Raw genomic sequence first — 11,948 nt, 5'->3', positions numbered from 1 at the left:
AGTAACTTTACGAATGCCGAGAAAAGCTGTTTTTAAGTTTTGAAATTAATCCTTTACTATTAAAAATAGGCTCTTTTAGAGTCAATCAATCACATTTCTGACTTTTCTGATCCTGCTCCGATGAGTGAGACATTGAGCTGCCAACAGAAGCCGTGATAACCAATAAAATCGCTAACCACTGCCATACACTAAGCAGCTCAGCTAAAATAATAAATCCAGCAAGTGCAGCAATGGCAGGTTCTAGGCTCATCATGATGCTAAAGCCTTGTGCTGGCATATTACGCAGCGCAACCATCTCTAAAGTGTATGGCAGCGCACTTGACATGATGGCGACTAAAATACCAAGCGGCAGGACTTCCCAGCTCAAGACTGCTGCGCCTTGTGAAGCTGCGCCATAAGGTACAAGTACAATAGCAGCAACGCTCATCCCCATAGCAACCGTCATCCCGCCAGAGCCTTGGTTACCTGTTTTTTTGCCGAACAAAATATAAAACGCCCAACAGGCACCAGCCGCAAGGGCTAGAATCACCCCCACGGGGTCGAGGCTGTCTTCGCCTTTCATATCAGGTAATAATAAAATAATGCCTGCAATAGCACAGGCTACCCAAAATAAGTCGCGTTTTTTACGTGACGAAAGGAGAGCAACCGCAAGGGGACCAGTAAACTCCAGCGCAACACCTATTCCTAAAGGGATACGCTCAATTGCGTAATAAAATAGAATATTCATACCACCTAAGCTCAGACCATAGATGATTATTGGCATGCGTTGACCCATTGGCGGAAGCGCGCGCCAAGGTTTAAACACAAGGCACAAAATGGCAGCTGAAAAACCCAAGCGTAGGGCAGTGGTTCCCTCAGGGCCTATTACAGGAAATAATTGCTTTGCAACAGAGGCTCCCGATTGAATGGTAACCATTGCAAGAAGTACGCAAATAACAGCAACAAAAAACGGTGGGATGGTGCGTTGCATCACTGTCCTTATGAATTATTAAGAGCTTAAGTTTGCGGCGATTTTACTGATGTTTTAGTTTATAAGAAACGTTTTTCGTTAAATGGACATGGATTATCGATAAAGCTGTTGTGTGCGTAACGGAACACGTCAAGTTGCGGAAAATGTAGTCTAAATTAGATTGGATTATGCTGTCTTTAAGTTAATTAAAGCCAGCATAATTTATCTTTTAATTAGCTCAATTTAAAACGATTTATCTGTTTGTTTAAATTATTTGCCAAGCTAGCCAGTTTACTCGATGAATCCGATATGCTTTGCGTTTGTTGCTGTGATTTTCGGCTGGTGTCTTGTACTTCGTTTAAGCGTTGGGCTATTTCTTCGGTCACTTGAGATTGCTGCTCAGATGCAGAAGCAATGGTCATATTAGCATCCGAAATAGCTTTTGCTTGCACGCTAATTTCATCAAGCATATGGCCCACTTTTTCTGAATTTACCACCGCCTCTTTTATTTGCGTATCACTTGCGCGGATCCTTTGCGTCACAGCATTGGTTGCCGTTTGTAACGAGTTAATTTTATCTTGGATCTCAAGAGTGGAGCTTTGCGTACGACTAGCCAAAGTTCTTACTTCATCAGCAACAACTGCAAACCCTCGCCCTTGTTCACCGGCTCTTGCAGCTTCGATTGCGGCATTAAGTGCCAGTAAATTAGTTTGTTCAGCAATGTTACTTATAACACTTAAAATAGCGGTTACTTCATTCACTGAGACTTCCAGTTGGTTAAGGTCTGTTAGTGATTTGGTTAAAGTATCGGCCACTGACTCAACAGAGCTCACTCCTTGTTGTACAACCTGCAAACCCTCTTTGGTTTTTTGATTGGCAGAGGTCGCACTGTTTGCTGCTTCTGCACAGTTTTGTGAAACTTCTTTAACGGCCGTTGAGTTTTCATAGACAGAGCTTGAAATCACTTCAATTGCTTGGCTTTGAATATCATTCAACGTTTTGGCCTGTCGTGAAATTTCATCGAGGCTTTTTGCTGCTACTTGGGCCTGCTCTGAATGATCATGAATTTCTTTAAGAAGCTGGGAAAGCTTATCAACCATAACGTTAAAGGTGCTCGCAAGCTGACCTATTTCGTCATTAGCTTTATGGTCAATATAACAAGATAAATCACCTTCAGATATACGCTTAGCTTCATCAATTAAGGCATGGGTTGCTTTAATCACTTTTTTCTCTAATTGCCAGTAACACACTATCAAGGTAGCTATAATGGTTAGCACTAAAATGGTGCTAGTTAAACTTAAGGTGATCACACGGTCATGATTACTTTTTACTTCTGCGGCACTTTTTTTCTCAATTGAACTTAAAAATACTTTCACGGGCTGCTGAATTTTCTCAACTTCTGCCATGTAAGCCGCGTTGGTTAAAAGCTCGATAGCTTGTACCCATCTTTTATGTTCGCTTACGGTTAAGTTATTTGTATCACGACCAAGCAAATCACTGACTAAGCTAAATGCTTGTTCTTCTGTTTCGACTAGTTTGAGTGATAAGTCGTTGGATTTTTGCAAGAGAGCTAAATCATCAGCAGCCACATTAAAAGCTCTTAAACGCTGTTCATAACTTTTCTTTTCGCCATTTAGCCAAGCAGCTTTTCCTTGAATTTGATCAACAAGTTGATGGTATTCAACTTCATAGCGAGGATCTAAGGTTACAACATGTTGACGAGCAAGTTCTGTAAGGTGAATCGAATTTGAAGATGAAAACTTAGCAAGGTGGCTTAGTTCATAACGCTGTTGAGCCGACTCCATACTTTCTTCTTGTCCTGATTGTAGAAATAAAATTATGAGGAGTAGGCCGGTTGCAAGGGTAATGGTAGCCGCAAAAACCGCTCTTAATAAAAATCTTATAGACAAGGCTAATTCTCACAAATTAAATAATGCATGATTTAAACATAGTGCAATAACCTACAACCGCAAAAAATATTGTTACAAATGATTATTTATAAAAAGGTTAATTTAAGGAAAGTTAAAAGTCTTAATTATTAATAAAATGGTATGAGTTTTGCTGTGTCTAGCCTTTTTGCCAAGGAAGACAAAATGTTGACGATCAATTCGCCACGACTACGAACGCCAAATTTACTGCAAAATGCGCAATCTATCACCTCAACCTATGAGAAGTTAGCTTCTGGAAAGCGTATAAACTCTGCTAAAGATGACGCTGCAGGCCTACAAATAAGCCATCGATTAACAACGCAAATAGCAGTAAAGCAGCAAACGCTTAGAAATTTACAAGATGGGATCAGCTATGGGCAAGTGGCAGATGCTGGCTTATCCGAGCTAACAGACTCGCTTCAACGCATGCGAACTTTAGCCCTTCAAGCCGCAAATGGCTCAAATACAGATATCGATAGGGAAGCGTTAAATGAAGAGTTTTCACAGTTACGAGATCATATAAACAGCGTTGTAGCCAATACAGAAATTTTTGGTAAAAAACCATTAATGTCTAAGCCTGAGCAAGAGACGAATTTAGATAATGTACCTGTATTGAATGAGGTGTTTTCTAATAATGTTCAGCAAGGAATGAGATCAGGGGATGTTTCTTTAGGCCTAATACCTGCAGGTTCAACGAACGTTAGAATTCAAATAAATGATAATGGTGCGAATGATGATTTAAATCTATTTACCCAAACTGGCGAACATTTAGTGGGGCAAGATTTATCGTCTGTGCAATCTAGAATTGAGGCAAATCTATTTACTCCAGCAAATGGTTACCAAGGAACAGAAACATATAGCAATGGCAATTTATTTACGGGGGGAGGTTTTAATTTCCCAGCTGTAAATAGTCAAACCATCAATGGAATGAACTTTACCTACTCGGGGAATGGTAACCCAAGCTCAGGAAGTTCAAATGAAGAATTGTTCATTGATAATGTAACCGAGCCGCTGCTTCTTACTGTAATTGGCTCGGGTATGTTTCGAATTACTGCTAGTTGGGATTCTTTGGGGAGTTTAAATTCATCATCTGCTGAATCAAGTGATGGTCCTATGATGGTAACATCAACAGACCAAGCAATTGGCGAAGATGGTTATATTATATTTGATGATATAGATGCCAGTGCTGGCTCTTTAACGATTGACGGCATTACTATAAGCAGCGAAGACTTAGCTCAAAATGCAATTGCCAGAATCGACACTGCATTGTCGCGAATCGGTGGATTTAGAGCTGAAATCGGTGCAAAAATGAACGCTATTGAGTCAACTATGCGCAATCAATCTAATCAATCGTCGATGCTAAGCTCAGCAAATCAGCGAATTGAAGATACTGATTTTGCAAAAGTAATGGCAGAAAAAGTATCTCTAGATATTGTTCAGCAAGCGAGTGTTAGTGTTGCTATGCAAGCAAGAGATATTACTAAGAATGGAATTTTGAGTTTGTTAGGGCAACTAGAATAGTTGCCCTTAAACGCTATTCGCTTTTATCTGCAGGATAGACAACACCAAGCTGACTTCGCGCTTCATCAAGCACTGCCATGACTTGCTTTGAAAGTGCATGGGTATTAACTGACGACTCAATTTGTCCTGCATTGGCCGCTTGAATAAAGTGGCTTACTTCATGGCGCATAAAGTGTTCATCAAATGGCTCAGAGAGTTCTTCGACCGTGCCATCGTTACCAATATATTGCATACGCTTTAATAAAGAGACAGCTTCGATACGAATACGGCCTTTTTCACCTTGAATTTCAGTAAAATTATCGCCTTGTGAGATTTTAGAGTAGCTTATTACTGCTTGTTTATCGGCATAATTTAATAATACATCGCCGGCGCCATCAACACCGGTTTCAAGTAACACACCACTGGCTTTCACACTCTGAGGCGCGCCCCATAAAGCGAGTAAAATATACAGGGGATAAATACCTAAATCGACTAATGCGCCGTTAGCAAACTCCGGTAAAAAGGTATTTGGGCGCTCACCATTTTTATACTTATCGTAACGTGATGAGTACTGACTATATTGACCAATATATTTGCGAGGTACGCCAATTTTAGTGAGGGCATTTTTTAAGCGCGCAAAGTTTGGTAAATGCGTGGTCATCATCGCTTCCATGTATAAGCGTTGATTTTCTTTAGCTGCTTCGATAATGAGCTCAAGCTCTACGCTGTTTGTTGCCGAAGGCTTTTCACCTAAAACGTGTTTCCCCGCTTTTAAACACATAACAGCATAGTCTTTGTGTAAGCTATTTGGTGCCGCAATGTAGACGGCATCGACCAGAGGGTCTTGGCATACTTGTTCAATATTGGTAAACACTTTAGCGTCTGTCATATCGTGCTTTGCAAGGAAAGACTCGCCTGTTTGCTGCTCTCGAGAGCAAACGCCATATAAGGAGAATTGTTCAATTTGTTTGGCTGCGCTCAAAAGCGTGTCGCTTATAAAATTGGTACCTACAATCACAAAGTTCATGGTTACTCCTCGTTGTTTTGTGCAAGCCATGTTTGCCAATCCTGTTCAAATTTTTCCATCTGTTTGTGCTTTTTGCTTAACAAATGTTTGTCTTCGTCTTCTTGGGCCATATAAGGGCCAACGCGACATAATGCACAGTGTTTATCACCTAAATAAGCGGGTAAAGTCAGCTTAGTAGTAATGTTGTTATCAGTTTTTTCGCTAAATACATAGGTAATGCCACTGGTGTCTTTTACATGTTTATCACGGTCAACATTGCGAATTTTATAGCCTGGAAATAAATTAATATCGAATGGCATTTGGCCTAAATAATGGCAGTTTAGCCCCTGATTTAAGCTGCCTTCAATATTCCATTCGCGATACGGTTTTACATCTTTAGAGGTGATGTAACACAGCATTGGGCCGTTTTTATCTAATGCAAATTGGCTTGCGTAGTCTAGATAGCGATGCAACAAGGCACGGTTTAAAACATTCATACCACCTTGTTGGGTATTTGCTTTAAATGCTGCCTCACCTTTAAATGCGGGTATAAGTGGAAATTGAAAAATAACTACATCGAAACGTGCACCGACTAAGCTCAGCCACGAGTCTGGCTTTGTTACATCAAATTCAGTGAGTGTAGCTACATTTAGTTGTTGCAATGCGCTTAGTGCATTGTCGGCATATTTTTGCTCAATAGTGTTTGCATCATCATAAGTCGAAGCAACAAGCTTGGTTGGTTTTATATGACGAGCTATGGCGTGCGAAAATGACAAATCACCATCGCCTACCGTCAAAATGCGCCAACTTGGGTCTAAAAACATGTCGTTATTTGCCTTGTTCTGGCGCTGTTTCAACTGCAGTTTTTGGGCAAAGCGCTAAACGAGTTTTTAGCCCTTCAATGGCAATTTGTTTAAAGATCAAGTTAAAGCTAATCAAAACGGCAATAACGATATGAATAGGACCGTGCGTAAACCCTGCGTCGGTGTCAAAGAGCATTAAACCGAAAAGCAAAAACATGGTGGCTAAAAATATCTCAATCAACTGATTAGAATATATCTTTAAAGTACCTTGGTTTTTGTGATCTTTTTTAATGTGGATAGCACAAAAAAAAGGAATCACTTTAATTTTAAAGTGAGCGCCTTTTTCAACGTAATTTTCGCCGAGTAGGTCTAGTTTGGCGCGCAATTGATCTATCATAGCAAGTCCTTAAGAAACTGAGCCGCGGATGTTACCGCAAACCGGGCTAAAGGGCTACTCAGGATAGATGCTGATGCCAATTACAAAGATGTGACAAACAAAAACGACTGAGGTTAAAACAAATCGCATTTTCTGGTAATCAACATGGTAATTTTGCCACTGCGGTGAAGTTTTCTCGAATAATAATACAAGCCAAAAACTTGCTGCTAACCAACCTAAAGCCCATGGTGTTGGCAGAAAACTTAAAAACCCAATAGGTAAAATAGGAATAATCGCTTTGATTGCATCTGCTTGGCTTTGCTGGCCTGCATGCCATAAGTTACCAGACATAAAGGCCAAAATAGCAATACTGTAAAAGGTGAAAAACTCTAAATTAACTGCGCTACTGCCTGCGATAAGTGGCCAACTAACGCAACCTAAAAACGGTAGTAAACCCAAGTAACCAAGTTGAATGTGATTAATAAACTTTTCCATAATGACCTTTAAACCGCTTAAATTAAAAAGCAAATAGGGCGTGTTGACCTTTGTAGATTAAAATTTGTTCACTCTAGGGGCGATTTAATCGCGGCGCGAGATTTGTAACCTAGTGGGCTAAGTAAAAATCGAGCAACAAAGAGTTAATCGCCCCTAGGAAGAACCCGAAGGGCAGCGCGTGTTTGGCATTGATGCGGCGTTATCGCCTATTTATGTGGAACAACCACACTACATAGGCTCTGCCTTGCCTAAATACCAAACACACTGCTGCAAAATTAATCATAAAAGGTTAACACGCCCTAACGGCATGCTTTTATCTTTTAACTATTTTATACCAGTTATGCGGCTAAAACGATCGCTTTATTATTGGCGTAATTCACGACGTAAAATTTTGCCTACCGTTGATTTTGGTAATTGCTCCATAAAAACGATTGACTTAGGTACTTTATAAGCACTTAGGTTTTCGCGGCAATAATCAGTCACTTGTTGCTCATTAACCTGCTCTTTTAAGGTTATGTAGGCACAGACACGCTCGCCGGTTTTTTCATCTTTTGCACCTATTACAGCGGCTTCGCAGATAGCCGGGTGCTGGCAAAGTACATTTTCAACTTCGTTAGGGTAAACATTAAAGCCAGAGACAATAATCATGTCTTTTAAACGATCTACAATTTTGTAGTTACCGCTTGGCAGTTTTAGGCCTACATCTCCGGTTTTGAAAAAGCCGCGTTTCATGCATTTATCGGTTTCATCTTGGCGTTGCCAGTAACCCATCATCACCTGTGGGCCTTTAACGACTATCTCGCCAGACTCACCGTCAGCAACAGGTTCATCATTTTCATCCCAAATCTCAACTGTGGTGTTTGATAATGGGCGGCCAATACTGCCAATCTCTTCTTTTTTAAAGTCGTTTAACGTCGCAACTGGCGAGGTTTCTGATAAGCCATAGCCTTCTGTGATTGTACAACCTGTGGTGCTCATCCATGCATCAGCAGCTGCATGTGTTAGAGCTGCGCCCCCTGAGACTGTCATTTTTAGGTTTGAAAAATTCAGGGCTTTAAAACCAGGATGCATACACAAGCCAATAAATAAGGTGTTAATGCCAGAAAAGTAATTAATTTCAAATGGTTCAATTTGCTTTACTAAGGCATCTAAATCACGAGGGTTTGGTATAAGCACATTAAATTGCCCCATTGCGAATAGGCCAACCATATTCACCGTAAAGGCGTAAATATGATAAAGCGGAAGCGGACAAATACCCGTTTCTTGGCCAGGGGTTAAAATTTCGTCAAAGCGTTCATTCATTTGCTCGGCATTAGCTAAGATATTGCCATGACTAAGCATTGCAGCTTTAGCAACTCCTGTTGTTCCCCCCGTATATTGCAAAACGGCAATATCATCACGGCTTGCTTGGTGTGGTTTAAGTGGAGCGAGTTTTTCCCCTTGGTGAATGAGTTCAGGTAATGACAATTGGCCCGGTTGCAGTGAAGGTTCACCCACCGCTGAAGTAACAATCACTTTTTCTATGGAGGTTTGACTAATGATAGTGGCTAGTTTATCGGTTAGTGCGTCCAGTATTACGATGGCATTTACGCCTGCGTCATTGAACTGATGAAGCATTTCACGAGCAGTATAAAGCGGATTGGTATTAACAACGATTAATCCGGCACGAAATGCAGCATAAGTAACGACAGGGTAGTCAACTATATTAGGCAATTGGATCGCGATTCGGTCGCCAACCTTAAGGTTACTTTGCTGTTGAAACCACTGAGCTAAGTAACGAGATTGCTGTTCGATTTGTGAATAAGTAAGTGTTTTACCCGCACTATTATAGGCTGGGAGTTCTGCATAGGTTTGACATGTTTGGTCTATCAATTGCGTGAGGTTATCATGTGTGTTCATGGTTGTTCCTTAGCGTGTTGTTCTTATTAGTTGTTGTTTGATGAGGCGATCCATTACAGAGTCCATAACCCAATTAGGTAAATAATGGCTCATGACATAAGTTAGTTTAGATTGTAAGCTAAGGATCACCATTCGTTTTTGTTTATCTAAGCTTTTTACTATTTGCTTAGCTGTGTCTGCAGCATTTTCTGAGGCGTTATGTGCTTTGTTGAAACACATCAAGCTGAGTTTAATTTTGTTTGGCTTAAATGTTTGGCGTAGTTCCTTTGCAAGTATCAATACACTTGGTTCTGGTGAAACTTGAGCTTTATTTGTAACAGGAACCATTAATGCAAGGTGGCTATTCATCGCCAGTTCTGGGCTTATAACTGTGGCAATGTTTCGTAGTGCAAGAGCGTGATCACTGTTGGTTATTTCATCCGAACGGTCACAATAAATAGCCAATTCGGGTTTACCAATAGCGGCAATTGCATTATTTACTTGGATTTGTAACCCTTCAATATCGCAGATATGGGTGGCAAAAAATTCTATATATTGATTGCTGTGTGCAAGGCTACACAAGGTTTGCTTTGTTATATCGCTAAATTGCTTGTCGAATAACGCAACATCATCACCACGACGAATATATTGCTTTGCTAATTCGAACCCAATACCACTATTACTACCGGTAATAAACACTCTTCTTAACATTACACGACCACTGATTAGCGAAACTAGCTAGTCAATATATATAAATTGTTAATCAATTAATTAACTTTATACGACCTGTTTTTAGCTTTTTGCGCCATTATAATCAATGTGACTTACGATAGTCTTTTGGTGGCATGCCATACCAGCGTTTGAATGCTCGGGTAAATTCGCTGTAATTAGAAAAGCTTAAGATATCTGAAATGTTTGATAAGCTTAGGCTTGATTCAGTTAAATATTGGTGAGCTAAATTGCAACGAACTTCATCAACGAGTTCGCGAAATGTTGTGTCATACTGGGCTAAATGTCGCTGTAGACTTCGCGCACTCATTGACAACTTTTCAGCGATTAAATTAACACCAAATTGTTCATGAAGTAGATATTGTTTTATAAGCACTTCAACATGTTCACAAATATTCTCTCGCTTAGACTCGTTCGGGTGTCCAAGTTGTTGGCTAAGAATAGAAAACAACTGCTTATCTGAGTTCTTAATGGCTAACTTTAGGTATTTTTTCTCAAACACTAATGCGGTATGAGCACAGTTAAATACCGGTATTTGACCAAGGGCTTGGCGGTATACACTGGTGTTTGCATCACAGCTATGAGGCAGTTCTAAGCGGTGAAGCTTTATTTGGTCATCGGTTAATTGTTTTAAAAGATTAACCCCAACACTCAGAGCTAGGTCTGCTCCGTGATATACACCGACTTTTAAACTACTGCGCACTAAAAAAGACAGTTTTACAAAGTCTTGGCCACTTTCGAGCAACAGATCAGCACTATTTTGATGAATATGATAGTACTTGGTTAAGTTTTTTAACGCCATTTCAAGAGTCTCGCAGTTACCCATCAAATAACCAACCGAACCTAAGATGTTAAGACTTTGCCAGCGACCTAGCTCTAGGCCGAAATAGGGCAGGTTTAATTCTTTCGCTGTGATTTCTAGTAACTCAATGAGCTGCTGATATTGCACAAAATTATTGGGCTCAATGAGCTGTTTTCTGTCTAAGCCTACGCGCTCTAATAGTGCATCTGGGTTTACTAATTTACTTTCAATCAGTTCGACATAGCCATGTAAAGCAGATGCTCTAATTAGGTCGGGTGTGTGTGTTTTGCGAGGCATAGTTTGCTCTTTTTTAGTGCGTTGGCGTAAAAAGTAAAAAATTTTGCGTAAAAAGTAAAGTAATACAGGTCATTAAAGTTTAACAATGTATTAACCAAATGGCCTGCTAAATGCAATTGAGGCTGTAACGTGCTTAGAGGAACACACAATGAACTACTCAAAAGTTTTTATAAGTGGTGGTAATGGCTTTATTGGCCGCACGCTGGCGCGCTACTTTAAAGCGAATGGAGTCGATGTATGCGGCGTAGATTTAACGCCCTGTAAAGAATTCAATATTGTTGCAGGTAACTTGAATGAGCCTGCTGGCTGGCGTTCATTATTGAATGACTGTGATTTGGTTATTCATACTGCGGCAATTGTCTCAAATGCGTTTAGTTACAAGCAAACATGGCAGGCGAATGTAGGCTGGACGAAAAACTTACTTGATGCAGCGGTCGCAGCAAACACAGTAAGGCGTTTTATTCATATTTCGTCGACTGCCATTTATGGCAGTAATTGGCAAACAGATATTAAAGAAGACGCGCCTTTGTTACCTGATGGGCGAGCCTATAACGACTCAAAAATGATGAGTGAACATTTAGCGCTAAGCTATCACGCCAGTAAAAAACTCAATGTAACAATAATTCGTCCTGGCGATGTTTATGGCCCTGGTTCAAAGCCTTGGATAGCTTACCCATTGCAAGAAATCGCTAAAGGCACGTTTATGGTACCACAGGGCATGTTCGGCCCTGTTTATATTGATGATTTAGTGAGAGGCATTTATCAAAGTGCCATGAGCGAGGGGGCAAATGGTGAGATTTTTAATCTATCGGGCCCAGAGCAAGTAACTAATCAAACTTATTTTAATTATTTAGCGCAAGCACAAGGGAAAAAGCACGTCACAGTTGTGAACTTGTCCTTAGTGCTAAAACTAACGGGCTTTATAGAGTGGTGTTATCACCTTTTTGGTAAAACCACCGATATCAATCCATCAACTATGCGCATGCTAAGCCGAAAAAGTGCGGCATATAGTAGTGAAAAAGCGCACCGTGTTTTTGGCTATCAACCTGAATTTACCTTACAGCAAGGTATGCAACATGCGTTGCAGTGGGCGTATGAGCAAGGGCTTTGTAAAGAAGAGCCACGCACCAATACCGTAGAAGCAAATTAAAGACAACTAGTTAACTTATTGAAAGCAATTGAAAA

11 protein-coding genes are annotated in these 11,948 nt (G+C 40.4%); 2 read left to right on the top strand and 9 right to left on the bottom strand.

The features are described 5' to 3' along the window. Positions 1–85: 85 nt before the first annotated feature. The gene (locus AAEU31_RS05400; protein WP_421966684.1) at positions 86–970 is read right to left on the bottom strand and encodes an EamA family transporter; all 885 of its coding nucleotides are present in this window, start codon (positions 968–970) and stop codon (positions 86–88) included. Positions 971–1,182: 212 nt separating this feature from the next. Then, positions 1,183–2,754, bottom strand: coding sequence for a methyl-accepting chemotaxis protein (locus AAEU31_RS05395; RefSeq protein ID WP_421966683.1), 1,572 nt, complete (start codon positions 2,752–2,754; stop codon positions 1,183–1,185). 288 nt (positions 2,755–3,042) lie between these two features. Here AAEU31_RS05395 and AAEU31_RS05390 point away from each other — a divergent pair, with 288 nt between their 5' ends. After that, on the top strand, positions 3,043–4,398 hold the full coding sequence (locus AAEU31_RS05390) for a flagellin N-terminal helical domain-containing protein (protein ID WP_421966682.1): 1,356 nt from the start codon (positions 3,043–3,045) through the stop codon (positions 4,396–4,398). A gap of 13 nt (positions 4,399–4,411) precedes the next feature. Here the strand turns inward: AAEU31_RS05390 and AAEU31_RS05385 are convergent, their stop codons facing one another. The 7 genes from AAEU31_RS05385 to AAEU31_RS05355 all read right to left on the bottom strand — a co-directional run bounded on the left by AAEU31_RS05385 (position 4,412) and on the right by AAEU31_RS05355 (position 10,763). Further along, positions 4,412–5,404, bottom strand: a complete 993-nt coding sequence (locus tag AAEU31_RS05385) for a Gfo/Idh/MocA family protein (RefSeq protein WP_421966681.1) — start codon at positions 5,402–5,404, stop codon at positions 4,412–4,414. Between the two features lie 2 nt (positions 5,405–5,406). Continuing rightward, positions 5,407–6,207: a class I SAM-dependent methyltransferase gene (locus AAEU31_RS05380; protein ID WP_421966680.1), complete on the bottom strand. Its 801-nt coding sequence runs from the start codon at positions 6,205–6,207 to the stop codon at positions 5,407–5,409. 4 nt (positions 6,208–6,211) lie between these two features. Beyond that, positions 6,212–6,583 carry a hypothetical protein gene (locus AAEU31_RS05375; protein ID WP_135926903.1) on the bottom strand — a complete coding sequence of 124 codons (372 nt, stop codon included), beginning with the start codon at positions 6,581–6,583 and terminating at the stop codon, positions 6,212–6,214. A 54-nt stretch (positions 6,584–6,637) separates the two neighbouring features. Beyond that, positions 6,638–7,057, bottom strand: a complete 420-nt coding sequence (locus tag AAEU31_RS05370) for a DUF3429 domain-containing protein (protein ID WP_421966679.1) — start codon at positions 7,055–7,057, stop codon at positions 6,638–6,640. Between the two features lie 363 nt (positions 7,058–7,420). Beyond that, positions 7,421–8,956: an AMP-binding protein gene (locus tag AAEU31_RS05365; protein WP_421966678.1), complete on the bottom strand. Its 1,536-nt coding sequence runs from the start codon at positions 8,954–8,956 to the stop codon at positions 7,421–7,423. A 9-nt stretch (positions 8,957–8,965) separates the two neighbouring features. Next, entirely contained in the window at positions 8,966–9,646 is a 681-nt protein-coding gene (locus tag AAEU31_RS05360; RefSeq protein ID WP_421966677.1) for an SDR family oxidoreductase, read from the bottom strand. 103 nt (positions 9,647–9,749) lie between these two features. Then, positions 9,750–10,763 (bottom strand): AraC family transcriptional regulator, encoded by a 1,014-nt coding sequence (locus AAEU31_RS05355; protein ID WP_135926907.1) that lies wholly within the window; start codon positions 10,761–10,763, stop codon positions 9,750–9,752. Positions 10,764–10,911: 148 nt separating this feature from the next. Here AAEU31_RS05355 and AAEU31_RS05350 point away from each other — a divergent pair, with 148 nt between their 5' ends. Beyond that, on the top strand, positions 10,912–11,913 hold the full coding sequence (locus AAEU31_RS05350) for an NAD-dependent epimerase/dehydratase family protein (RefSeq protein WP_138557780.1): 1,002 nt from the start codon (positions 10,912–10,914) through the stop codon (positions 11,911–11,913). Positions 11,914–11,948: the final 35 nt, after the last annotated feature.

This window comes from Pseudoalteromonas thalassia (genome assembly GCF_049257215.1).
In the GTDB taxonomy this organism is placed as follows: Bacteria; Pseudomonadota; Gammaproteobacteria; order Enterobacterales; family Alteromonadaceae; genus Pseudoalteromonas; species Pseudoalteromonas lipolytica_C.
Note: the sequence above shows the minus strand (reverse complement) of the source record. Positions and strands in the feature narration are given on the sequence as shown.

Excerpts from the sequence above, each read along its gene's own strand:
- AAEU31_RS05400 (WP_421966684.1), bottom strand. The coding sequence starts at position 970 with ATGCAACGCACCATCCCACCGTTTTTTGTTGCTGTTATTTGCGTACTT.
- AAEU31_RS05395 (WP_421966683.1), bottom strand. The coding sequence starts at position 2,754 with ATGGAGTCGGCTCAACAGCGTTATGAACTAAGCCACCTTGCTAAGTTT.
- AAEU31_RS05390 (WP_421966682.1), top strand. The coding sequence starts at position 3,043 with ATGTTGACGATCAATTCGCCACGACTACGAACGCCAAATTTACTGCAA.
- AAEU31_RS05385 (WP_421966681.1), bottom strand. The coding sequence starts at position 5,404 with ATGAACTTTGTGATTGTAGGTACCAATTTTATAAGCGACACGCTTTTG.
- AAEU31_RS05380 (WP_421966680.1), bottom strand. The coding sequence starts at position 6,207 with ATGTTTTTAGACCCAAGTTGGCGCATTTTGACGGTAGGCGATGGTGAT.
- AAEU31_RS05375 (WP_135926903.1), bottom strand. The coding sequence starts at position 6,583 with ATGATAGATCAATTGCGCGCCAAACTAGACCTACTCGGCGAAAATTAC.
- AAEU31_RS05370 (WP_421966679.1), bottom strand. The coding sequence starts at position 7,057 with ATGGAAAAGTTTATTAATCACATTCAACTTGGTTACTTGGGTTTACTA.
- AAEU31_RS05365 (WP_421966678.1), bottom strand. The coding sequence starts at position 8,956 with ATGAACACACATGATAACCTCACGCAATTGATAGACCAAACATGTCAA.
- AAEU31_RS05360 (WP_421966677.1), bottom strand. The coding sequence starts at position 9,646 with ATGTTAAGAAGAGTGTTTATTACCGGTAGTAATAGTGGTATTGGGTTC.
- AAEU31_RS05355 (WP_135926907.1), bottom strand. The coding sequence starts at position 10,763 with ATGCCTCGCAAAACACACACACCCGACCTAATTAGAGCATCTGCTTTA.
- AAEU31_RS05350 (WP_138557780.1), top strand. The coding sequence starts at position 10,912 with ATGAACTACTCAAAAGTTTTTATAAGTGGTGGTAATGGCTTTATTGGC.